This window comes from Paenibacillus oceani (assembly GCF_014705615.1).
GTDB classification, from domain to species: Bacteria; Bacillota; Bacilli; order Paenibacillales; family NBRC-103111; genus Paenibacillus_AB; species Paenibacillus_AB oceani.
In genome coordinates this window covers 155,205-179,717 of sequence record NZ_JACXJA010000005.1, presented here as the reverse complement: position 1 = coordinate 179,717, position 24,513 = coordinate 155,205, and the positions used below count along the sequence as shown (strand labels likewise).

Genomic DNA, 24,513 nt, shown 5'->3' with positions numbered 1-24,513 from the left:
CCGGGTCAAGACGGATCGGCCCTGCTTCTGGTTTTCTACATTTTAGCATAATCCGGAGCCGTGCAGGGAGGGGAGCCTTACGCGGCATCGCTGCCGGTCAGTCTGATTGGCGGCCGGAAGCACCGGCCCCGGGCGATCAGCGGGAGACGGCAGGCTCCGGCCAGGCGAGCTCGACTCCTTGCGATTGCAGGACGTGCTGGAACTCCTCCAGGAGCGCTGCGTTATTCCGCACGGCACGCGGGCTTTCGCCGCGGTCGAGGCAGAAGGCGGCCAAAGCGCCGGCGGCTTCGCCGATATTCCATTCCACCGGATGCAGCCGGTAGCAGCCGTTCGTAACATGCGTCGTCCCGATATTTTTGCAAGCAGGCAGCAAATTGTTCATCCGGATCGGAATCAGGCTGCCGAGCGGAATTTGGAACGGCAGGGCAGACAGGTGGATATAGTGTCGGTTGCCCGTGCTCGGATGAAGGTCGATCCCGTAGTGTCCGATTCCGACGGAATCGGCGAACGTCTCCGCGCGGCCGTCCGGACGGTCCAGCGGGTTGACGTGCTGCTCCAGCAGCGTAAATTCCGCCTTGATCCGGCGTGACTCGCGAATATACGGATACAGGGCCATCCCGTCCTCGGTGCCGAATACGTCCCTGCGCAGCCGGAATCCGGGGTAACCGCAGCCGCCGTCCGGACGCGGAGCCTCCGTCTGCAGCCAGTAAAGCAAGGATAGGCTGAGTTCCTTGGCCCGCTGCAGATTGCGGGCTTTTTCCGCTTCGTCGACATCGATGATCGAGCCGAGAAAGTAATCGTTCTGCGGCCAATTGACGACCGTCACATCGCCCGCAAACGTGCCGTCAGCGAAAAAGGTTTTGTCTGCCAGACGCCGGTAAGAGACGAGCGAGAACCCTTCCCAGAACGTCAGCCCTTGCTTGCCCGGGAACAGATCGTAGCGGACCGGTTCGAGCGTGGACGGCCGGACGCCAGAGAGGCTGAGAAACTGATCGGGCCAAAAGTCGGGACGGTACGAACGCCAGAAGGCGTAATCGTTCGGCTTGTCGATCGTATGTGTCTCGCCTTCGAGATAATCGACGACGAAGCAGTGCGTAATGGCCTGCATGTCTTGCGGATTGGCCGGTCCTACCAGCGCATGTCTTTCGTTCGTCTCCGACTGGGACTCCGCTCCGGTGACATATTCCGTACCGGTGAGCGGCAGCAGATCCCCGCAATCGGTCGCGTCCAGAAAATAAGGCGCGGACAACACCGTCCGGCTGTCCGTCAGGCTATGCCGCACCGTGACCGAACGGACGCGGTCCCCGTCCGTCTCGGCCGATTCGGGGCGGCAGCGGGTTAGGACGACCACCCGGCCGGATAGCGTGTACGGAGCCAGCATTTCCAGCAATACAGCGAGGGCGACGCGCGGATCGTGGCTGATCCGGCTCACTTTGGCGTTGCCCGGATTGAAATGGGGGAGCGCCGCCGCCTCTAGACTAAGCGGAACGTGCTGCCGGTAATAATTGCGGACTCCGTTGCGGAACTGCCGGTAGCTGGCCGTACATCCGAACGTCTCAATCCAGTGGTGCTCGTCGGGAGGAACCGCCTGACTAGTCAATTGTCCCCCGATCCATTCCGTTTCTTCGGTCATCACGACGGTTTTGCCGAGTCTTGCGGCGGCGAGCGCGGCGGCGCAGCCGCCCAGGCTCCCCCCGATAATGACGATGTCCGCTTTCATTTCATGTATCATCCTACATACCTCCAGGGTGGATAGTGAATTCTTATTCATGGTAGCTTGGAACCGGGCCCGGGATAAGCAAGTCTGATGACATGTAATGGTATTCTCATGACCTTGTCGTCCGGATTTGGCAAATTCGGGTGCAGAAGGCGCCGAGAGGCAATCAAATTACTATCCGAAGTCATAAAGCTTTCTTGTTGGGCTTACGGGCAGTCCGTATAATCGGAAGCAACGAACGGGTGAAAACGTTACCAAGCGACAAAACTTCCCGATATGATGGGATATGCGGAGCACGCCCGTTCCAACCAACAGTAACCTGAGAGGGGCGAAGCCGAAATGAGAAAAAGGAACAAAGCGTGGATCGGTACGACGGCGGCGGCGACAGCGGCATTTCTGCTATTGGCCGGATGCGGCAAAAGCGGAGGAGACGCGGTGCAGCCGGAGAAGACGCCGGAAGGGACGAAAGCTCCCGGCAGTGTCAAGGCGGAGCCGGTCGATCCGAACAAAGTGGCGGAATTGACGGTTTATTCGATGCTAAGCGGCAATTATGAAGGATTTATGGAGTCGGAAGGAAAGTATATCCAGCGGAAATATCCCAATTTCAAATTTAAATTTATCGCGCCCGGGCCCGGCACCTCGCTGAACGATGTTGTTACGTCCAAGACGCCGATCGATATTATTATCTCGACCCCGGACCTGCAGCCGATCATCGACGTCGGGCTCCTGTCGGACATTTCCGATCTGGTCGGGAAATACAACTATGACCTGAACCGCTTCATCCCGGTTACGATCGACATGATGAAGCAGATCGCCGGGGGCAAGGTGCCCGGTCTTCCCGTCCGGGTAAGCTCGTACACGCTGTATTACAACAAGGATCTGTTCGATAAGTTCGGCGTGCCGTATCTGAATGACAAGATGACGTGGGAAGATATTCTGGAGACGGCCAGACGGCTCACCCGGGTCGAGGGGGGCGTGCAGTACATCGGTTTCGCGGGAGATATTATCTCGCTTCTGGACATGAATGAGCGCGCTCCGCAATACGTCGATCCGAAGACGGTCAAGGCGACGCTCAACACCGATTATTGGAAGCGGATCTTCGACCGGACGCTTCCGCTCTACGACATCGTCTCCGACAAAACGCTTGTGCCCAAGCTGACGAATCTGACCCAATCGAGGTCGATGTTTACCAAGGACAAAAATGTGGCGATCGTGATCGGCGTCAACGACGCCGGCACCAGGGCGGTCGCCGAGAAGTGGGATATGAACTGGGATATTGCGCCGTTTCCCTCCTTTAAAGGATCGCCGAAAGAAGGACCTCAGCCGAGCACCCGCTACTATTTGATCTCTTCGGGCAGCAAGCACCGGGAAGAAGCTTTTGCGGCTATTACCCATTTCGTATCCGACGACATTCAGAAGGAACTGGTTGCGGCGGCGGCAACGCCTCCCTTGCAAAAGATCGGTTACATCGACTCGCTCGGCAGCGGCATTCCCGAGCTGAAGGGGAAAAATGTAAAGGCGCTCGTCCCGCCGAACTACGGGGAAATGAATGTGAAGGATCAATATTATATCGCCGCAAGGGCGGAGCTGATCGCCTCGTTCAACCAGGCGGCCGGCGGCCAGAAGGACGTCAATACGGCGCTTCGCGAAGCGGAGGAGCGCGCGAACAAAAAGATCGAGGAATTGAAGAACAAGTAGCCTTCTTCTTCCGCAGCGAAGCGCCGGCAGCGGTCATCGCTGCGGAAGTGACAGCAGGAGCCGGCCGGATCATCCATAGTTGAAGGAGTGATACGATGATAAAGCTTATTCGCGACGGTAAGACGGCTTGGTCGATCCTGTTCCTGATCGTGCTGCTTGCCGCCGCTGTGCCCGGCCTGTATGCCGCCAATCAGGTTCCCGATCCGGACGCCTATCCGGATGTTGAGCTGCTGGATGACCGCTTCGGGATTGCCTTGCCGCTCGGCGGCGGGGCGATTGCGGCCGACGGGCTGCTGAACGAGGCCGCATGGGCGGGAGCGCCCGGGATGGGGCAGTTCCGCACGTTTTTCGACGTGCAGCCGGCGGAGCGCGATACGATCATGAAAGCCGTTTATGATGCCGAAAACTTGTATATTGCGCTGCAAAGCCCGCTCGGCTATGATGCGGCGCCGCAGGCGGAACGGGTATTTGTGCTGCTGGGCACGCCGGATGACGAGTATAAGTACTACATGATTCCCGTCAACATCACGACCGACTCGCATCCCGTCTCGATCAACTTCAACAACTGGACCGGTCAGGACCCGCAGGACAGCCGGCAAACATTCGTTAATCTCGTGTTAACTCAAAAGGTCGCGCCTGTCGTGGCGAAGCAGCCGGACGGCAGCTGGACGGCGGAAATGACGATCCCGTGGAGTGCGCTGGGTAGCCCGCAGCTTGCGCCGGGAACCGAATTGCGGCTGAATGCGGTCCGTTACTATGGGCCGGATTCCTCGCACCCGGCGAGCGCCTGGTCGCCGGTCCGCACATCGGCGCTGATCGACGACGACCGCAACCGTCCGCTGGCGCAGCGGGGATTCATCCTCCATGCCGGGATTACCAATGAAGGACGAATGGGCAGCTTGTATCTCGCCGGACCGCCGATTCCCGATTCGGCCGGATTGGCGGAGCCGTGGCAGACGCAGCAGCCCCGCCTGAAGTTCAAAAGCTTCGGCGAGAAAGTGCTGATGTTCAAGAAGTCCAGCTTTCCCCAATTAAAGCATGCCGAGCTGCGTCTCGTCTGGACGACTCCGTCCGGTGAACGCACGGTTCTGGACGATGTGGCGCTGAGCAAGATCAAGTCCGATTACACGATCGAATTCTCACACCCTGCGCCGCTGGAGGACGGACAGTACCGGCTGCAGTTGGCGGCCTTCGGACCGGGAAGCGGAGCCGTCAAACTCGCCGACTTTTCATTCGACCGCAACAGTCTGATCCAGGCCGGCGAACACATGTATCGCGTTCCGGCGCCGGGCGCTCCCGTCACGTCGGTCACCTACGCGCCGCCGACTGCAGAAGTGCAACAGCTGCTGCAGCTTATTCCGGACAAGGTCGGGTTTTTCGCCGCCGGCATCCCTCACAATACGCAGCTCGGATTCCGCTCGGCGAACTATACGTGGAGCGCCGCCAATCCGTGGAAGATTACGTCCGCGGATACGCAGAAGCTCGATTATCCGAACGAGCAGTATCCGGAGACGGATACGCTTACGGTAACGAACAAACTGGGCCAGCAGGTGGAGTATCCGTATTATACGGACAGCTCGGGCAAACGGTACTTCTTGTCCGCCCATTTGTGGCATTATCAGCGGCAGCATGCGGTGAAGCGGACCAAGGAACTGGCGGCGGCGGACCCGCTCGGCGCAGCGAGGCTGCTGTACCGGTTCAGTCAGGCGTATCCCGGCTGGGTGCGGATTAACGATACGGTCTGGATTCAGTATCCGCTGGCCGGCAGCGCCGCTCCGCCTTACCCGTATTTCGGCGGCATCTGGGAACGATGGACGCTGCAGGAGCTTGTCGCTCTGCGTCCGCTCGCCGACGCTTTCGCCGAGGTCGATAAAACGGACGCGTTCGAGCTGCTGAGCGTCGAAACCGGAGTTGATGTCCGCAGCAAAATCGTAGACGGGATGCTGCTTCCGTCTCTGAAGGAGGTGTTCTCGTATCCGACCTTGAACCATAATATCGAATATTCGAACTGGATCGGCCTGATCCAGCTTGGCAAAGCGCTGAAGGAGCCGCAATACATTCATGAAGCGGTGAAGCGGATGGCCGATTTTGCCGAGAGCGGATTTTATATGGACGGATTCTGGAAAGAGATTACGTTGTCCTATCACAATCAGACGAGCAACGGCCTGCGCGGTACGACCGGCTACGCCGCCGGATGGACGGACCCTCCCGGATATTTATCCTCCATCACCGGACAGCGGTTCGATAACTTCGATCCGTCCGTATCGGTGCCGCAGCTCGGCGCCTTGCTGAACGTACCGAATTTGCTCGCTTATCCGAACGGTTATTATTACCCGATCAACGACACTTGGGCGTTCCAAAAGGCGACGGCGCCGCAAAACGTTTCGTCGCTGCTTATGCCGGGGGCCGGTATCGCTAAGCTGATCCGCGGACAAGGAGCCGGCCAGTCGCAGCTGTACATGACATTCTCGCCGAAATACGGCCACGATCATAAAGATCCGCTCAACCTGGCTTTATATGCGGAAGGTCAGGAGCTGCTTCCGGATATCGGATACACGCATACGTTTTACCGGCAATGGACGTTATCCACCTTGGGCCATAACACGGTCGTCGTAGACGGCAAGGATGCGTCGATCAAGGAAGACGGCAAGCGGGGAGGGACTTTGTCCGCCTTCGTCCGGCTGTCGGCTTCGGGCGACGTGCAAGCGATGCGGGCACACCAGGAGAACGCCTATCCGGGGCTGGACCATTACAGCAGGGAGCCGTGGTTCGTCGGGTTTGACGGGGCGGCCGGCGGGGAAGGGTACGTGCTTGACCTGTTCCGGGTAAGCGGGGGCGCGAAGCACGAGTATACGCTGAACGGCGACGCGAACCGCGATGCCGCGATCACGGCGGATGTGCCGCTTACGCCGTACGGTCCGTATCTGGTGGAAGGCAATCCGACGATCATTCACCCTGCCCAGGAGACCGACACCGGCGGAACGAGCGACAACCAGTATTACGGCTACATTTACGTACGCGATGTCCAAACCGCCGATGTGCCGGGAGGTTCCTATAAGCTGACGATGACGACGAGCAGCGGCAATGCAGATCTTGCGGGCATGAAGGTGTTCGGCTTCGCCGGGGCGGGCGACAACCGGTTGTTTATCGGCGAAGCGCCTTCGCTGAGAGCGACGCGCGTAACCGGCCTGAGCGCCGATACGAATGCGCAGGCCGTCGCCTATACGATGCCCAAATTCGTGCTGCGCAAAGAAGGCGCGGATCTGAGCAGTCAATTCGTTCACGTCATCGAGCCTTATGCCGGAGGAGCCGTACCGAAGATCGGGAATGTCCAGGTGTTGCGATCGGACGCGGAATCCAGGGAAGCGATCGTCGCCGTATCTTACGGCAGCATCACGGACATTATCCTCAGCTCTCCGGATAACGACGGCCAGCCGCTGACGGCCGGCGATCTGACGATGATCGGCAAGATGGGCTTCATCCGGCTGGAGAACGGCGCCGTCAAGGCGATGTACCTTGCAGGCGGCACGCTGCTGCAAAAAGGAAGCGAGACGCTGAACGGCGAAGGTGTCTTCTCGGGGGACATCCATCGCGTATTGCGCGCGCAGCTTCCGGGAGAGACGAACGGTTTCGTTACCCCGGCCATCGTACCGCCATCGGTTGCCGGACATTACATCGTGGTCGATCATCCGGATCAGACGACGCATGCCTACCGGATTACGGGGGTTACCCGCAACGAAGCGGCGGGCGAAACCGTTATCGCGGTCGACATGGACCCGGGCTTCGACTATACGAGTGAAGCCGTGACAGCTGACCGGCCTTCGCGCTTGCATTACTTCCCGGGGACAACATGGAACGGGACGCATACGTTCCGGATTGACTCTGTTAACCGTCTGGCGCCGTAACCGGCCGGGATGGGCAAGCCGACACGATAAGGGGTTGCCCGGGTTTGTCCGCAGCAAGCCACTGGTAAAAAAGCAGGAAGCCGCCGGTTATAGCCGGCGGCTTGTTTGTCTCACGACCTCATTTCCCCCGGAGTGACGCCCCAATATTTACGAAAGACGCGGATGAAGTAGCTGGTGTCCTTGAAGCCGGTCTGCTCCGCGCTGGCGGCGACGGTCGAGCCGGCCAGCAGAAGCTCCTTGGCGAGCTCCATCTTTTTTTCGAGCACATAATCGGAGAAGGCGAGGCCGATAACATGCTTGAACTTGCGGCTTAAGTAGGAGGAGCTGAGATGGAGCCGGTCGGCGACCGCTTGCAGCGACAGCTCTTGGTCGATCTCGCTCATGATGATGTCAGTCGCCTGACGGACGATGCCGTGTGGATCGCCGCGGCGCTTGCCGTATTCGATGAGGCGCGCCGCGATAAAGGCGAGCGAGCTGTAAGCATCCTCCGCGTTATCGGGCGGCTGAAGCCGGGTACGGAGCAGAGGGTCGCCTCCGGCGATCTCGTGAAGCGTCCGTCCTTTCCGCTCGGCCGTCCTGACGAACAGGCCGTTCATAGCCAGCCAATGCTCGCGCACGTCTTCAACCGAGTCCGATTCGGCCATCCGCACGGCCCACCAGCGTTCGAGCGTGGACAACGCCTTGACCGTACTCTCCGTCGCTAGCCCGACCTCGATATCTTTCTCCAGTTCGCCCGCCGTTCGCCGGTCGCTGCTCGGGCAGGGCAACGAGCGCTGCCGTCTTCCGGACATCCGCTGAACTTCGCGGCCGTCGGAGCGGACGAATTCGAGCCGGAGCGAGGCCTGCCTTTCGGCGGCATCGGGGACGAGCAGCCGAAGCGTGCCGGTTTTTCTGTAGTACGACCAGGAAGCCGGGGGCGGTTCCTTGTGAGAGCCGTTCGTCTCGCGCCATGACTGGCCGTCCACCTTGACGGCCGAAGGCTTGTCAAGCGTATGAAGGACGACGTCCCACGCCCGCCTCTCGGGCATATCGGGGTAGCGGCCTATGCGAAGCCCGATCTCGGCGCTGAAGACGCGCCCGTCGTCCCGGCAGACAATGCTCGTCTCTGCCATTTCCCCGTGCAAGTAGCCGTACGTCCTCCCGTCGTCCTCATACAGCGTACATTCACCGTCGCCGCCCGGGTACAGGTGCAGCTCCAGCCGGTCGGGCGGCCGCTGTCCTGCGTACTCCGTATCCGGCCACATCGGCACGATCGCGCCGGCGCGGACGAAGAGCGGGCCGCCGGCCTGCTTGGGAAGGTGGTACGGGATATCGGCAGGGCCGGCGAACTTTTCCCCGGTCCAATAGTCATGCCATTCCCCGGCTGGCAAGTATACCCGGTCGGTAAATACCGCGACCAGGAAGGCATCCCCGAACATGTATTGGTTTTGCTGTGTGACGGCGTGCGGATCGTCGGGGAAGACGAGCGGCATCGCCCTGGCGATCGGCAGTCCGGTGCGTGAAGCGACGTGGGCCGCGGAATAAATGTACGGCAGCAGCCGGTAGCGGAGCTTGGCGTACGTCTTGAACAGCCGCAGCAGTTCCGGGTCGAGCAGAAGAGGGTGCCGCCAATACGCCCAGCTGTTCACCTTCGACCAAGGCTGGAAAAACCCGAAGTGGATGCCCGCGGCGGTGTGCAGCTCCATATCGACGGCCATGTGCGGGATGCCGGAGAGTCCGAGCCCGAGCACGGACAAGTGGGCGCGCGTCCTCCCGCCCGACCAGACGGCGGCATATTTCTGAATGCCGGTATACCCGACAGGAGTATAGATCATCGGCCGCTGTCCGGTCTGAGTGGCGAAGCCTTCCCGGATCGAGCGGCCGACCAAGGTCGAATGCGGCAAGTTTTCCGTGTCGAGAGCACTGTCGTCCGCGGCAACAGGAACGTTCGCCATCTCCCGGACCGGGATTTTGGTGCACAGGTTGAAGCCCAGCACGCCTTGTGCGACGAACGGCTTCAAATAATTGTACCAATCCTCGGGCAAATTGCGTTGCTGCCCCGCTTCGCCGTTATCCTGCAAATATAGGCCGAGGGTCAGCTTGAATCCGGCCGTGTGCAAAGCGCCCATGAACGTGTGAGCGCCTTGCGGCAGCCACTGCGGATTGTAGAAACGGTCCGGGTGCCAATCGACGGGCGCGTCGTAATCGAACGGCCGGTCCATCCAGGTCGGCTCGAGGCCGATCATATCGCACGGAATGCCCTCCCGCCGGAATTTCAGCGCATCCTCAAGCATATCGCGGGCCGTCGTCTGCTGGTTGCAGTTGTAAGCAAGCCCGTAAGCCCAGACGGGGAGCAGCGCCGCGGGGCCGGTCAGCTCCGAGTATTTCTGCAGCAATCCGGCAAGCCCGTCGCTTGCGAACAAGTAAAACGCCAGCTCCCCGCGCCTTCCGCGTATCCGCACAACATCCGGCGAGGAACTGCCGACGTCGAACTCGTGCCGGCGGTCCGTATCCATCAGCAGCCCCCACCCTTCGCTCGACAGGAGTAGCGGGACCGGGGCGTGTACCTCTTTGCCGACGTGAAAGCATATTGAAATTTTACAGCCCCGTTTCATTAGAGGCGTATCGTGCTGGTCGCCCAACCCGTATATGCGTTCTTCTGCAGCGAGCGCAAACTGCGTCTCGAAGCCGTCTTCGGACGTTCCGGCAGCAGCGCCGCCGGGACCGGACAGTGTCCCGCAGCCCACGCGAGGCGGGCGGTTTTGCCGGGTGAGCAGCGTTCCGGCTTCGCCGTACAGCGACAGTTGTCCGGAATGGCGGTCTAGCCGGATAGAGGCGGAGTCCGTGCTCACGTCCATTTCTTCGCCTCGCGTTTTCGTTTCCCAGCATACCGGCAAAGGGGAAGGGGCGACAACTCCGAGACGGGCCAGCGGAGCGGGTTCCTCGAAACGGCCTGTCCGATTCAACCGGACATGAAACGTATGCGGCGCTATCGGTTCGATGCACACGTGTAATCCGTTCGGGGTTTGTACGACTACAGCCGCGCGGGTGCTGCTCACAGAAACGCCTCCTCATGATGCGCCGGAAGAAAACGGAAGCTATCCAGCCCAAAGTTTTCTATATTTTAACACATGTATTAGACCTCCAGGAATTGCAGCCGCATACTGGAGCGGACCCTATGAACTTCATGACCTTGGACGGTATTTTCATGACCTTTGGTGCGAGACGGTATTTTGATGTCCTTTAATGGACGATTCGGCAGATCGGGAAGACGCTGCGTCCATAAGTAACGAAAATCCGATATGAAGTCATGAGGATTTCTTGTTGGAGAAAAATGCGGACCGCTATAATCAAAGCTGTGGGCAGGCGAAAGCGTTGTCATTTCTTTGCGAGCTACCTGCTCCGCAAATAAGCAGTTGAGAGGGGCATGTCGAAGATGAGCGGAACGAATAAAAGGTGGCTTGGCGCGGCGGCGATGTCGGCATTGTTGCTATTGGCCGCTTGCGGCAAAGAAGGAGGCGGCGGGGGAACAGCCGGGGAGCCGGTTCTGCCCGGCGAAACCGGAAAAACGGCGGAGGCGGTCGATCCGAACAAAGAGGTAGAGTTGACCGTATATTCGCTGCTTGGCGGCAATTACGAAGGATTTATGAGCTCGGAAGGGCAGTACATTCAGAAGAAGTATCCGAATTTCAAGTTCAACTATATGCTGCCGGGGACGGGGACCACTCTGCGGGATATCGTCGCGGCAAAAACGCCGATCGATATTATTATTTCGTCTCCCGACCTGCAGCAAGTCATCGACGTGGGTCTCGATTCGGATATTTCCGATCTGATTAAGAAGCACAACTACAATCTGAGCCGGTTCATCCCGGTTACGATCGATATGATGAAACAGTTGGCCGGCGGCAAGGTGCTCGGACTTCCCGGCCGAGTGAGCTCGTATACGCTGTATTACAACAAGGACTTGTTCGACAAGTTCGGCGTACCTTATTTGAACGACAAGATGACGTGGGAAGACATATTGGAAACGTCGAAAAAGCTTACCCGGTCCGACGGCGGCATGCAATATTACGGCTTCGCCGCAGATATTATCGCACTGCTCGATATGAACGAGCGTGCGCCCCAATATGTGGATGCGAAAAACTTGAAGGCCACGTTGAACAGCGAGTATTGGAAACGAAAGTTCGACCGGACCGTGCCACTTTTCACCATGCTTCCGGATATTCCGGACCCCGCCTTGCTGACGAGCCTGAGCAAGTCGAGAGATTTATTCCTGAAGGAAAAGCGGGCGGCGATCTTGCTCGGCATCAACGATGCCGGCGTCCGCGCGGCCAGCGAGAAATGGGATCTGAACTGGGAGATCTCGCCGTTTCCCGCCTTCAAAAACGCGCCGAAGGAAGGACCGCAGCCCAGCACGCGCTATTATTTGATCGCAAACGGCAGCAAGCACCGGGAAGAAGCGTTTGCGGCGGTCACCCAGCTTCTCTCAGACGACATCCAGCGGGATCAGGTGAAAAACGGATTTACGCCGCCGCTGCAAAAGGCCGATTATATGGATTTGCTCGGCAGCGGCATTCCGGAGCTGAAAGGAAAGAACGCCAAGGCGCTCGTTCCGCCCAACTACGGCGAAATGAATGTGAAGGACAAGTACTACATTGCGGCAAGGGCTGAGCTGATCCAAGCGTTCAACGAAGTCGTCGGCGGCCGGAAAGATACGAATACGGCGCTCCGGGAAGCCGAGGAGCGGGCGGACAAAAAAATCGCGGAGCTGAAAAACCAATAACCCGTACAGTAGAGGGGGAGGCCATGTGAATGTTGGCAACCGGAATGCCCGGCGCATGTGGGCAAAGCTTCTCATTTTGGCAATATTGGCCGCGGGCCTGCCGATCGGCGGTTTCCCGGCAAACGGTATGGTTTACGGAAGCGGCCGCCAGGCGGAAGGCGAGTCCGCCTTCGCTGCAGAAGGGGACGTGAGAATGAATCGGGACGGAACGACTTTGAATTTGGGGGAGCAACAGAGGACGAATGGCGGCGGCGCAGAGCCGCATCCCCCGGCGCTTGACCGGATAGCCGCAGTCTCCCCCCCGGAGAACCAAGGAGCATCCTCGCTGGACATCGTGTTAGACGGACAGGCGAATGCGGTCGTGGTCGTCGACGATACGGTTTATCCGGACGAGACGGCCCCCGGACCGGTACCGAACGGTATTCGCGGGTGGACGCAGGCGTACGGGACCGGCAACATTGCCGTGACCGATGCCGTCAGCCATACGGGCAATTACAGCCTGCACTTCAACGATGACGACGGCTCCGCCTACGGGGTGTTAAGCGATCTCGTCGAGATCAGCGGAGGCGAAACCTACACCGTCTCTGCGATGGTGTATCGCGAATCAGGCGACGATCCGCAAATCTTTATCCGGTATTACGACCAGAACAAGGCGCGTATCGGCAGCCAGCCCTGGCTCCGGGTAACCGGAACCGGCGCCTTCTGGACCGAGGCGTCCGTAACGGGGACAGCGCCCGCACAGGCCGCTTATGCCGCTGCGGGACTTTATACCGGCATCCCGCAGGCAACCGTTTATTTTGACGATATCCGGTTGAGGTCGGTCACCGGGAACGAGGTGCCGCTGGCCAATCCGGGCTTCGAACCGCTAACTCCGGTCAGGAGAGGGCCGGCCGAAACGCTGGTCGACTACGTGCGGAAATCGACGGGCGCGCTTCTGCCGATCATGACCGAGCCTGAATACAGTGCCGGGGCTGGCGGGGGCGGCGGGCCGGACCAAGTCGTCATTCGTATCGGCACGACGGATAGCGTCTACGGAAACGCGCCCGCGCTTGATGCACTGCTCGCCGACTTGGACGGCGACGGGTTCGTTATCTACCCGCAAGGCCAAACAGTTACGATCGCCGGTACCACCGTCTGGGGGACGGTGAACGGCGTATATAGTTTTCTGGAACGATATGCCAATATTCGTTGGCTGATGCCGGGACCAAACGGCGAGGATGTGCCGAAAATAAGCGACTTGTCGGCGGGTCGGACCATCGTCCGGGAACAACCGGCCTTCGGATTCCGGGTGTTTAGTCCGCTGCACGGGAAGCCGGACAACGGTGCGGATGTGTACCAGCAGTTGCACCTATGGGCGCAGCAAAACAAGCTGCAAGGGTTTTATAACGCTCCCGTCAGCTTCCATCACAATATGTACAACCTGTTTGCGGTGTCCAAATTCGGGGCGACGCATCCGGAGTTTTATCCGAACGGGCAGCCGCCTGCGGCGAATTCGATCTCCGGATGGCAGCCGTGCTTCTCGAATCCCGATACGGTGGACGCGGCCGTCGTGGAAATTTTGGCTTATTTTCAGAACAACCTGGATGCGCAGTCGTACTCGCTCGGGATCAACGACGGGAACGGTTACTGTGAAAGCGATCCGATTCCGGTCTACTACAATTGGGTCAATCAGGTCGTGGAGCGAGTGTTGGCCGTTTACCCCGACAAATGGTTCGGTCTTCTCGCCTATCAGTCGGTCATCCGTCCACCGTCGTTTCCGCTGAACCCGCGTGTCATTCCTTTTCTAACCAAGGACCGGATGGCTTGGGTCGATCCGGACGCCAAAACTCTCGGCTACGCGGAAGAGGAAAGCTGGCTGCAGGCGGCTGGCCAGATCGGCTACTACGATTACATTTACGGCAGCCCGTATCTCGTTCCCCGCGTGTACCCACACCAAATGGCGGAAACGCTCCTGCATGCGCACGAGCAAGGAATCGGCTCGTATTACGCCGAGCTGTATCCGAATTGGGGCGAGGGGCCGAAGGCATGGGTGGCGTCCAAGCTGCTCTGGAATCCCGAACAAGACGTCGAGGCGCTGCAGCAGGAATGGTATTCGCGCGCGGTCGGCGTGACGGCGGCGACGTATCTGAAGGTATATTACGAGTATTGGGAAAACTTTTGGACGCAGCGCGCCATCCTCGAGCCGTGGTTTTTGCCCGGCACCATTTATCAAAACTTTGCCGACCCTAGTTATTTGAATGCGGTCACGGAGGAAGACCTATCGCTTAGCCGCGAATGGCTGGAAGCCGTTGTCGCCTCTGCGGAAACGGCTCCGCAGAAGGCAAGGGCCCATCTGCTCCTGCGTGCCTTCGAGTATTATGAAGCGTCCGCTCTGAGCTATCCGCGGATCGGCGAGCGGCCGGCAGAAACGTCTTCGGCGCTTGCCCTCCTGGAGCATTCGGTCGAGCTGTTCGGGGAGCGGATCGAGATGGCCGGGAAGCGGTTCGCGCTCCTGGACGATTTCAAGTCGAATCCGGCCCTTCTGCAGCAGATGGATGCGAGAAAGTTCAATCAGCTCATCTGGTCCGGTTGGAATGCGCCGGAGTTTTGGACACTGGTCGATTACATGAGGGAGCAGGAGAATACCGGCGGGCCGGTGCGGCTTCGGGCGTCAGAGCTGGCCTCGACGCATCCTTCGCCCGAGGGCAGACAGTACGCCGCGCTGATGCTGCAGGCATTGTCCCTCCAGTCGGCGGTGCAGAATCCATCCTTCGAGGACGGCGACGAGTCGGCTCCGCCATGGGAGCTGCTGTCGCGTTCCACATCGACCCGTTCCGTTCGGCGGGCGGAAGGGACGGCCTTTGCCGGTACAGTCAGCATGGAGGTGTACGGGAAAGGATGGGGCGGCCCCAGCCAGGTAATCGCCGTAGAGCCAGGGCTGGCAAGCATGAGCTTCCGTTACCATATTCCGCAGGGCGGGAACACGGCCGGCAGCATCCAATGGGGCTTCGATCTGCTTGACGACCAGGGAGAATGGATCAACTTCAGCACGGTGCGCTCCCCGGTCACTTCTATTGCGGATGCGGAATCTCAATGGCTGGAGGCGCGTCTGGACGGAGAAATTCCGCAGATCCTCAGCGGTAAGCAGGTCAGGCAAGCACGATTGATCGTCCTTGTATCCAGTATCGAGCCTGTCGAAGTGTACATCGACGACGTCAAATTTTACAGCGTGGCCAAATCATAACTCACCCCAGGTAAGAGTGCCTGCCCGCGGTTCCTCATGTGGAACTGCGGGCGGTTTTTTTGTACTTTCCGGCGCAAGCCGCTCATACGGTTATAGTCTTCGCCTATCGGGTCTATAGAAATTATATCTTGGAGCAATGAAGGACGACGTGGTATGATCGTAACAAAGATCGGAGAGGTGAATCTTATGGCAAAGAGAACGTTGTTCGAGAAAATTTGGGACAATCACGTTATTTATCAGGAGCAAGGAAAACCGAGTATCATCTACATCGACCTTCACCTGGTGCACGAAGTTACGTCGCCTCAAGCGTTTGAAGGGCTTCGCCTGGGGAACCGCAAAGTACGCCGTCCGGACCTGACATTCGCCACGATGGACCATAACGTACCTACAAAAGACCGGTTCAATATTAAAGATCCGATCTCCAAGCAGCAGATCGACACGCTGTCCAAAAACTGCGCGGATTTCGACGTTATGCTGTTCGACCTGAATCACGTCGACCAAGGCGTCGTCCACGTCATGGGTCCTGAAGTCGGTCTGACTCATCCGGGCAAAACGATCGTTTGCGGCGACAGCCATACTTCGACGCACGGCGCTTTCGGCGCGCTTGCGTTCGGGATCGGAACGAGCGAAGTCGAGCACGTGCTCGCTACCCAATGCTTGCAGCAGTCGAAGCCTAAGACGATGGAAGTTCGCGTTCTCGGCAAGCTGAAGCCGGGCATTACCGCGAAAGACCTGATTCTCGGCATCATCGCCAAATACGGCACCGATTTCGCTACGGGATACGTTATCGAGTATACGGGCGAGTCGATCCGCAGTTTGACGATGGAAGAGCGGATGACCGTCTGCAACATGTCCATCGAGGCGGGTGCGAGAGCAGGGATGATCGCTCCGGACCAGACGACGTTCGACTACTTGCGCGGCCGCGACTATGTGCCGCAAGGCGAAGCGTACGATGCAGCCGTGGAAGAGTGGAAGAAGCTCGTAACGGATGAAGGCGCTGAGTTCGATACGGTTGTCGAGTTCGACGCCGAGTCGCTGATCCCGCAAGTTACTTGGGGAACGAGCCCGGGGATGGGCACGGACGTTACGGCGCTTGTGCCGGACCCGAAAGACATGACGACTGAAAATGATCGCAAAGCCGCTGAAAAAGCGATCGAATATATGGGGCTTACTCCGGGTACTCCGATGACCGAGCTGAAGGTGGACCGCGTCTTTATCGGTTCCTGCACGAACGGCCGGATCGAGGATTTGCGCGCGGCTGCCGAAGTTGCCAAAGGCTACAAGGTTGCTTCGCACGTTAATGCGATTGTCGTACCGGGTTCCGGACGCGTGAAGCTGCAAGCGGAGAAGGAAGGTCTGGACAAAATTTTCTCCGATGCAGGCTTCGAATGGCGCGATGCGGGCTGCAGCATGTGTCTGGCGATGAATCCGGACGTCCTGAGCCCGGGCGAGCGCTGCGCGTCGACGTCCAACCGGAACTTCGAAGGCCGTCAAGGCCGCGGCGGACGTACGCATCTGGTGTCGCCGGCCATGGCCGCGGCAGCAGCGATCGAAGGACGTTTCGTCGACGTCCGCGACTGGAAATTCAAAGTCGAAGCGGGCGTTTGATCCAAGGCGACAACCGATAAGGAGAGGGTAACCGATGGAAGCATTTAAACAGCATACCGGTCTCGTAGGTCCTGTGGACCGGGTTAATGTCGATACGGACGCAATTATTCCTAAACAATTTTTGAAGCGGATCGAGCGGACCGGCTTCGGCCAGTTTCTGTTCTTCGAATGGCGCTTCGACGAGCAAGGCAATGTGAATCCGAACTTCGATCTGAACAAAGAGCGCTATGCCGGTTCGTCGGTATTGATCTCCCGCGCGAACTTCGGCTGCGGATCGTCCCGGGAGCATGCTCCATGGGCGATCATGGACTACGGCTTCAAAGTCGTAATCGCTCCGTCGTTTGCCGATATTTTCTATAACAACTGTTTCAAAAACGGCATTCTGCCGATCAAGCTGAGCGAAGAGCAGGTGGAAGATCTGTTCCAGCGTACGGCTGCCAACGTCGGCTACAAGCTGACCGTCGATCTGGAGAACAAGACGATTACGGACGGACAAGGTCTCAGCATCGCGTTCGATCTGGACGAACACCGTCGTCAATTCCTTCTGCTCGGTCTGGACGATATCGGCCTGACTTTGCAGCATGAAGACCTGATCTCCGCTTACGAGGCGAAGCGCGCCGCGAACTAATCAGCCGCTATGCTTCAAGCAAATTTCTAGTCTAGCTAACTGAATCCGGCATTCAGCCTGCCCGTACGGACCTTACCAGGAACCGGCGGGCTTTTTGTTTTTGGTAGACGGTTTCTATGAAACTGGCGAATCTTCCAACTTATGACCGAAGTGTAATAGACAGCCTCCACAGCTGGAAATGAAAGCGAAATTCGGCGAAGATCGGCAAAAACCGGAGCGTTGCCTCTCTTTTTGGCTGTTTCGCAACTTTTTTGTCTGCTGAATCATCTTTTTTGTATTTTTATCGCAACTTTTGCTAGTTTTGCGGCGTCTATACGTATGTCTAACATGGCAAATCTATGCAGATTGCTGTCCGAATTTCCCGTTTGGTAGAGGAGGGGCGCGATCTGACGCGGATGGGCCGGAACGGCTACGATACCGAATGAACGCAGAGGTGAACGATGAAGTACGTAAAAGTGTTGCTGCCGGTTTTGTTGGTCGCCCTATTGTTTATGATTCCCGTCCAGGCTAACGCCGCGGACAACCCGATCCAATTGTACCTGAACTCGAAGAAGCTGGAACCGGAGGTGCCGCCCAAGATCATTGGCGCCGGAGTTACGGTGGTTCCCGTCAGAATCGTCTCGCAGGAGCTTGGGGCCAAGGTCGATTGGAACGATCAGGAACGCAAGGTAAAGGTAGAGCAAGGCGAGAAAGTGATCGAAATGAAAATTGACGACAAGGTCGTCAAGGTGAACGGGAAGAGCGAAGAGCTTGAAGAAGCCCCGATGATCGTAGATGGGAATACGCTGGTACCGATCCGGTTTATTGCCGAACAGCTAGGCCTAATGGTCGGCTGGGATCAGGTGACCCAGTCGGTTATGTTGTTTAAGCTGGCGCAGGAGTCGACCGAGACCGGTAAGGACGGACAAGCCCCCGAAGGTTCCAACGATCCGAATAGCGGCGGAGATACGTCCGGCAAACCCGGAGAAGGCGGCAAGCCGCAGGAGCCGTCTGGCAACGGGAATGGCAACGGTAACGGTACGTCCGGAAGCTCCGGAGACGGTAAACCGTCGACTGGTACGTCAGGAAGCGGGGGCTCAGAAAAGCCTACGGATACCAAAAAGCCGGAAGGCGGCAGCTCTGCCGAAGAGAGCGTCCTTGCCGTTCTGACGAAGCTGGAAGCGGTAAAGGACGAGATCGTTATTCAAACGAGCGCGGCCGTGAAGCCGGCATCGTTTACACTGAGAGATCCGTTCCGGATCGTGATCGATTTGCCGAATACGGGACTCGGTTCATTTGTGAAGCCGGCCGGCCCGGGTCAAGTGGTGGAAGTGCCGATTCAGCATCCGAAAATTGACAAAGTTCGCTATGCCCAATTTTCCGACAATCCGTCAACGGTACGTATCGTATTCGATATGAAGCAAAATTCCGATTACCATTTAACGGAAAATAAAACGACCAAGCAATGGTCTATTTCCTTTACGGACAAGCAGTTCAGCGTCGTAATTGACGCCGGTCACGGTGGGTCAGACCCGGGCGCCGGCTCGATAAATTCGCGAAGCGAAAAGGATTTTACACTAGCGGTAGCGAATAAAGTGTACAAGCTGCTGCAAAAAGTGCCGTCCATCAAGACGATTATGACGCGTAAGGACGATACATACCCGACACTTCAGGAGCGCGTCGATTTGGCCAATGGCAAAAAAGTCGATCTGTTCGTCTCGATTCACGGCAATTCCTTCAAGCCTTCGATCAGCGGAACGGAGACGTATTATTCCCGTCCGGACAGCCTGGCGTTTGCCAATATTATGCACCGTCACGTGATCGCAGCGGCAGGACTTCCCGATCGCAGCGTCCGCAAATCGGATTTTAAAGTAATCCGCGAGACGACGATGCCGGCTGTATTGCTGGAGATCGGGTATTTATCCAATGATAGTGACGAAGCCCAAATGTACAGTCAGCAGTTTCAAGATAAAGTGGCCGAAGCGATTGTGGCCGGAATCAAGGAGCAGCTCCAGATCGGCAGCGAAGCGGGTGCCAAGAAGGCAGTCGAGTCCAATAGCGCGAATAAGCCGTCAGGGACCGGCGAGACGGACAAGTCGAATCCGGTTAAGGCGGCGGCGCCGGGTACGGACAAGGCGGATACTGCCAAATCGGACGGAGCGAAGGCGGGTACGTCTAAGCCGGGTACAACGACATCGGATACTTCCAAGTCTGATGCGTCCAAGTCCGATTACACCAAATCCGATACGTCCAAAGCGCAAACGCAGACAGCTGACAAATCCGCCCAATCCGATTCGAAGACGGCCCAATCCGTCAAATAATCGGACACGGCGAAGTGCTGGTAATACGTACGAAGAAAACTTTGCCCCCGGCAAAGTTCGGTAATGCTTACGAAGAAAACTTTGCCTTCGGCAAAGTTCGGTAATGCTTACGAAGAAAACTTTGCCTTCGGCAAAGTTCTTAGGAGTGATTCGATGAAGCGAAGATTCGGTTACAAGCACATACTTCTCGGTTTAACCCTATCGATTGCCGTGACCGGCTGCGCCAACACGAAGCCAAACAATCCGACAAACGAAACCCAGGGCGGCGGAACCCCAGTCGAGACTCCGGCTGCCAAGCAATTAAAAGTCAAAACGTTTTACACGGACGACAATCTCGACAAGCTGTTCGAACGGGAAGTGAACATCACGTATACGGCTGACTCCGATAAGTACAAGGCGGCTCTGGATGCGCTGAAGACGTCGCCGGATGCGAAGCTGTTCCCGCTGAGCAAAGGAATTACTTACCGTTCGGCCAAGCTGGACAGCGGAAATCTGACGATCGATCTGTCCATCGCAAGCGACGGAAGGCTCGGCGCTCCGGGGGAAGATTTGCTGGTCGAATCGATCCGGAATTCCATGTTTCAATTTACGGAAGTCAAAACGATCGAAATATTGGTGGACGGGAAAAAGACGGAAAGTATGATGGGTCACGTCAGCCTCCCGCATCCGATTAAACGGAACTAACGCATAGGGAACGCACGGGACAAGCATCGGAATTAGCGGAGGGAGAAGCGGTATGAAGCGCAAGATGAAGAAAACTTTGAAGCAGGCGGTCGTATACTCCATCGTATCTACGATGGTGCTGGCTGCCCCCGCTTATGCGGAGATTAACGACAATAAGACGAATACCGGCACATCGCAGTCAAGCAGCAATTCGAATACCAACTCCAATACGAATTCGAATAGCAACTCGAATATACGATTGGGCTTCCCGGACGTGCCCTCCAGCCATTGGGCGATCAAGCACGTATCCAAGCTGGCCTTGATCGGCATCGTTCAGGGGGACGATCAGGGCAAGTTCAATCCGGAAAATTCGGTCAATCAGCAGGACGCGATCATTATGGCGATCCGGATGATGGGCTTCGAGAAGGAAGCTCTCGACAACAAAACGACGATCGCGCTGCCGTTCGAGGACGTCCGTACCGATGCGCGCCCCTATGTCGCATACGCGATCAATAAAGGGCTGATCGATCTTCAGGAAGAAGTGGCCGGGGGGATGAAGTGGGGCAATCAGGACGCTTCCCGCGAATGGGTAGCCAAAATTGTTATCCGCGCTGTCGGCAAAAAGCAGGAAGCGCTCAACAAATCGAACCTGCCTACCGGATTCGCGGACAATACCAGCATCTCCTCGTCGACGCTCGGCTACATAAACGAAGCGATCTCACTCGGCATCGTCAACGGGTTCGAAGACAATACATTCCGTCCCGAAGGCAGCGTAACGAGGGCGCAGATGGCGACCTTCCTGAGCAGAGCCGAGAAATATTTGGTGAATCCGTCCGATAAAGTGATGGTCGGCACGATTACGTCCATCTCCGGCAACCGGTTGACGATTCTGGAGAAAAACGGGCAAAAAAGAGACGTTCAGCTTCATTCGAACGCATCGTTTTATACGTTCAAGGATGATACGGCCAAGCTTACCTCCTCTGATGTGAAGCTGTACAACGAAGTGTACATTTTGCAAAATCAGGGTACCGCCTATTTCATCGAAGTGACGAACGACGAGATCCCGATGTCCAGCATTACCGGCAAGCTGGTCAGCGTGAATATTAACGATTTGACCGCTTCGCTTGAAGTCGACGGTAAATATTATACATACGACCTCGCTTCCAATGTGACGATCCGCGATCTGAACGGGGCCGGAATCAGCCTTGGCTCGCTTTTGGATAACTCCGTCCTTGAGCTGAAAAAGCACGCATTGATCGAGGACGCCAAAATATCGCAAATTATCGTGAAGCAGGTTCCGCTCAACAAAACGTTTAACGGCTCGTTCCAATCCTTCGATCCGGCTGCACTGACCGTAACGGTTACCGACAAGGATACGGGTTTAATCGAGACTTACGAAATTTCCGACCGCTCGGCATTTGTTCAAGGGGACAAATATTTCGATCCGGCGAATTTGTTCGAGGGCGACATCGTACGCGTTCAGATCAAGAACAGTGTGGTCATTTCCGTAGAGGTCGTTCAGCAGCTCGTGGAAAAGCGCGATCAGGGCAGACTCGTCACAGTAAGCGACGACAAGACGATTGTGACGATCCAAAAGACGGGTGACGAACTCGCTTCCTACAAAGTATCCGACCGCGTCATCGTACTGATGGAAGGCAGTCAGTTCGGTTCCGTCCGCGACCTGATGCCCGGCGACGATCTGAAGCTGGAAATCAATCAAAACAAAATCGACAAAATTGCAGTGCAAAGCCGTAGCATTCAAAACTTTACGCTGGCAACCGTACACGGCTATGATGCCGACACGAAGTTTTTGACCGTAATCGACGAGCTCGGCAAACCGATGATCTACAAACTGACGGACAAAACCCGACTTTTGTTCGATAATAACGAGATTCCGCTCGCCAGCTTCCAGTCAAACTTCGTCAAGGGCAAACGAGTCAATATCGTCGCTTCCGAAGGTACGCTCTTGTCCGTTCAAGTCGCAACAAGAATGGAAGGCACCATCACCTCTGTAAGCTCTACTAGCGGGGATATTACGGTCAAGACGGCCAGCGGAGCCATCCAAACGTACAAAACGATGAGTTATGCCGGAGTGGATAAATACAGCTTGCCGAACGCGAAGCTGTCGGATCTCAGACAAGGCGACTTTGTCCGCGGGTTTTTCGATGCGACTCAGGAAACCGTAGTAGGTTTATCCGTACGGGAAAGCCTTATCGTCCATACGGTCTCGAAGGAAGCCGACGGCTCGCGGATTACGATCCGGGACAGCGCGGGCAACACTTCCTCGTATTCGATGTTCGGTATTCCGGTCCATCGGAACGGGCTGGCGGTAGGCGTGGCCGGTATCGCGGTGGACGAGCCGCTGCAGGTTACGTTTATCGGCAGGACGCTGGAGAACGTTCAAGTTCTCGATACGGTCCGCGGTAAAGTAACGGCCGTCGACGCCGCTTCCGGTAAAGTCACCGTCACGGATTACACGGGCATCTCCCGCGTTGTAGAGGCGGGTACGAGCGCTGTCGTCAAAAACGGCGCCAATACGTACACGCTGGCCGCTCTCAAAGCGGATGACCGGGTAGAGATTGTGAAGGATACGGCAGGCGCCACGACGATCCGGATCATTACCGGCGAGCAGAGAGGCATTTATTCCTATGACGCCTCGACCCGCGAGATGACGTTCGAACGCCGCAATTTGAACGACAAGGTCAAATATTTGCTTCACGAAAAAGCCTATATCTCCCAGGGAACGCAGATCATTCAGCCGACTGCGCTTAATCCGGGAGACCGGGTAACGGTTTATTTCGTGAACGACAAAGTTGTAGAAATCGCAAAGCCGTAACGAAGCGTTCACGATTGGATACGGTTAGCGTCGCCGGCAGCAGGCAAAAGCTTGCGCTGGCGGCGTTTTTGCGTGTAAAATGAACGAAACCGACTATCGGACAAGGTGGCGACAATCATGACGGGCAAAAGAGTGCGGCATATTCTCGACACGATCGCCGGGATGTACCCGGATGCCCATTGCGAGCTGCACCATTCCAATCCGTTCGAATTAACGATTGCAGTTCTGCTTTCCGCCCAGTGCACGGACGAGACGGTTAACAAGGTGACGGCCGATTTATTTCGCAAATACAACAAGCCGGAAGACTACATAGCCGTTTCGCTGGAGGAGCTGGAGCAGGATATTCGCCGGATCGGACTATTCCGGAACAAAGCCAAAAACATTCAAAGCTTATGCAGGCTGCTGCTGGAAAAATACGACGGCGAGATACCCCGCAAGCACGAGCAGCTCGTAGAGTTGCCCGGTGTCGGACGGAAGACGGCCAATGTGGTGATGTCGAACGCGTTCGACGTACCGGCCATTGCAGTCGATACTCATGTGGAACGGGTCTCGAAACGGCTTGGGTTGGCGGATCCGGACGATACGGTGCTTCAGGTGGAGCAGAAGCTGATGAAGAAAGTGCCTCGCGAAGAATGGACGCAGACGCATCACCGGCTTATTTTTTTCGGTAGGTATCATTGCAAAGCCCAAAACCCGGGGTGCGGCGTATGCCCGTTGCTTGACAAGTGCGGCGAAGGCAAATTACGTTTAAAAACGGTCGTAAAGAGGAAATCTATAAAGTAGATGATTTTACCAGCCAATAATCGAAGGTGGGAACCAGCATGAAATGCATAGCGGTGTATACAAACGACTTTGAAGTGTTTTCCGACATCTATGAGAAAGTCATCAGCACTCCTCTTGCCGAGAATGAGGAAAAAGAAGTGGAAGGCGTCATGATCAGCGAGTCCGGCGACGTGCCCGACCATTATATCGACCGGATGCGGATCAAACCCGATGTCGTCGTCATGAAAGTAAGAGACAAGGACATAACGATTTTGCAGCATGGCGAAGTGTTTGAAATATTTATACCCGAAACCGAAAATGTGGTACACTAGAAACCGGAGAAATTCGGTTTTTTCTTTTTCGGACCGTTATTTTTGACGGACAGGTCCGACATTTATAGCAGCTGTGGGG

At 56.9% G+C, this 24,513-nt stretch carries 13 protein-coding genes; 11 read left to right on the top strand and 2 right to left on the bottom strand.

Going from position 1 to position 24,513, the window contains the following annotated elements:
- Nucleotides 1–136: 136 nt before the first annotated feature.
- A complete protein-coding gene (locus IDH45_RS04315) occupies nt 137–1,732 on the bottom strand; it encodes an FAD-dependent oxidoreductase (RefSeq protein ID WP_190925026.1) in 1,596 nt (531 codons plus the stop codon).
- Between the two features lie 324 nt (nt 1,733–2,056).
- On the opposite strand from IDH45_RS04315, the gene IDH45_RS04310 reads away from it, so the two are divergent.
- Together IDH45_RS04310 and IDH45_RS04305 are read left to right on the top strand one after the other, a co-directional pair.
- Nucleotides 2,057–3,415 carry an ABC transporter substrate-binding protein gene (locus IDH45_RS04310; RefSeq protein ID WP_190925025.1) on the top strand — a complete coding sequence of 453 codons (1,359 nt, stop codon included), beginning with the start codon at nt 2,057–2,059 and terminating at the stop codon, nt 3,413–3,415.
- A 95-nt stretch (nt 3,416–3,510) separates the two neighbouring features.
- On the top strand, nt 3,511–7,320 hold the full coding sequence (locus IDH45_RS04305; RefSeq protein WP_190925023.1) for a heparinase II/III domain-containing protein: 3,810 nt from the start codon (nt 3,511–3,513) through the stop codon (nt 7,318–7,320).
- A gap of 110 nt (nt 7,321–7,430) precedes the next feature.
- Here IDH45_RS04305 and IDH45_RS04300 read toward each other — a convergent pair whose 3' ends face one another.
- Nucleotides 7,431–10,358, bottom strand: coding sequence for a TIM-barrel domain-containing protein (locus IDH45_RS04300; RefSeq protein WP_190925022.1), 2,928 nt, complete (start codon nt 10,356–10,358; stop codon nt 7,431–7,433).
- Between the two features lie 377 nt (nt 10,359–10,735).
- Between IDH45_RS04300 and IDH45_RS04295 the strand changes: the two genes are divergently transcribed.
- The 9 genes from IDH45_RS04295 to IDH45_RS04255 all read left to right on the top strand — a co-directional run bounded on the left by IDH45_RS04295 (nt 10,736) and on the right by IDH45_RS04255 (nt 24,434).
- Nucleotides 10,736–12,082 (top strand): ABC transporter substrate-binding protein, encoded by a 1,347-nt coding sequence (locus IDH45_RS04295; RefSeq protein ID WP_190925020.1) that lies wholly within the window; start codon nt 10,736–10,738, stop codon nt 12,080–12,082.
- 25 nt (nt 12,083–12,107) lie between these two features.
- A complete protein-coding gene (locus tag IDH45_RS34915; protein ID WP_190925018.1) occupies nt 12,108–15,305 on the top strand; it encodes a DUF4838 domain-containing protein in 3,198 nt (1,065 codons plus the stop codon).
- Between the two features lie 186 nt (nt 15,306–15,491).
- Nucleotides 15,492–16,913: a 3-isopropylmalate dehydratase large subunit gene (gene leuC, locus IDH45_RS04285; protein WP_190925016.1), complete on the top strand. Its 1,422-nt coding sequence runs from the start codon at nt 15,492–15,494 to the stop codon at nt 16,911–16,913.
- Nucleotides 16,914–16,947: 34 nt separating this feature from the next.
- A complete protein-coding gene (gene leuD, locus IDH45_RS04280) occupies nt 16,948–17,541 on the top strand; it encodes a 3-isopropylmalate dehydratase small subunit (protein ID WP_190925014.1) in 594 nt (197 codons plus the stop codon).
- 440 nt (nt 17,542–17,981) lie between these two features.
- Nucleotides 17,982–19,841 carry an N-acetylmuramoyl-L-alanine amidase family protein gene (locus IDH45_RS04275; RefSeq protein WP_190925013.1) on the top strand — a complete coding sequence of 620 codons (1,860 nt, stop codon included), beginning with the start codon at nt 17,982–17,984 and terminating at the stop codon, nt 19,839–19,841.
- 153 nt (nt 19,842–19,994) lie between these two features.
- The gene (locus IDH45_RS04270) at nt 19,995–20,525 is read left to right on the top strand and encodes a GerMN domain-containing protein (protein ID WP_190925011.1); all 531 of its coding nucleotides are present in this window, start codon (nt 19,995–19,997) and stop codon (nt 20,523–20,525) included.
- Between the two features lie 52 nt (nt 20,526–20,577).
- Entirely contained in the window at nt 20,578–23,340 is a 2,763-nt protein-coding gene (locus tag IDH45_RS04265) for an S-layer homology domain-containing protein (RefSeq protein ID WP_190925009.1), read from the top strand.
- A gap of 117 nt (nt 23,341–23,457) precedes the next feature.
- A complete protein-coding gene (gene nth / locus IDH45_RS04260) occupies nt 23,458–24,123 on the top strand; it encodes an endonuclease III (protein ID WP_190925007.1) in 666 nt (221 codons plus the stop codon).
- Nucleotides 24,124–24,161: 38 nt separating this feature from the next.
- Complete coding sequence (locus IDH45_RS04255; RefSeq protein ID WP_190925005.1) at nt 24,162–24,434, top strand: NAD/NADP transhydrogenase alpha subunit; 273 nt, start codon at nt 24,162–24,164, stop codon at nt 24,432–24,434.
- Nucleotides 24,435–24,513: the final 79 nt, after the last annotated feature.

What these genes read in the sequence shown, in the direction of transcription:
- IDH45_RS04315 (WP_190925026.1), bottom strand. Translation starts at nt 1,732, where the DNA reads ATGATACATGAAATGAAAGCGGACATCGTCATTATCGGGGGGAGCCTG.
- IDH45_RS04310 (WP_190925025.1), top strand. Translation starts at nt 2,057, where the DNA reads ATGAGAAAAAGGAACAAAGCGTGGATCGGTACGACGGCGGCGGCGACA.
- IDH45_RS04305 (WP_190925023.1), top strand. Translation starts at nt 3,511, where the DNA reads ATGATAAAGCTTATTCGCGACGGTAAGACGGCTTGGTCGATCCTGTTC.
- IDH45_RS04295 (WP_190925020.1), top strand. Translation starts at nt 10,736, where the DNA reads ATGAGCGGAACGAATAAAAGGTGGCTTGGCGCGGCGGCGATGTCGGCA.
- leuC (WP_190925016.1), top strand. Translation starts at nt 15,492, where the DNA reads ATGGCAAAGAGAACGTTGTTCGAGAAAATTTGGGACAATCACGTTATT.
- leuD (WP_190925014.1), top strand. Translation starts at nt 16,948, where the DNA reads ATGGAAGCATTTAAACAGCATACCGGTCTCGTAGGTCCTGTGGACCGG.
- IDH45_RS04275 (WP_190925013.1), top strand. Translation starts at nt 17,982, where the DNA reads ATGAAGTACGTAAAAGTGTTGCTGCCGGTTTTGTTGGTCGCCCTATTG.
- IDH45_RS04270 (WP_190925011.1), top strand. Translation starts at nt 19,995, where the DNA reads ATGAAGCGAAGATTCGGTTACAAGCACATACTTCTCGGTTTAACCCTA.
- IDH45_RS04265 (WP_190925009.1), top strand. Translation starts at nt 20,578, where the DNA reads ATGAAGCGCAAGATGAAGAAAACTTTGAAGCAGGCGGTCGTATACTCC.
- nth (WP_190925007.1), top strand. Translation starts at nt 23,458, where the DNA reads ATGACGGGCAAAAGAGTGCGGCATATTCTCGACACGATCGCCGGGATG.
- IDH45_RS04255 (WP_190925005.1), top strand. Translation starts at nt 24,162, where the DNA reads ATGAAATGCATAGCGGTGTATACAAACGACTTTGAAGTGTTTTCCGAC.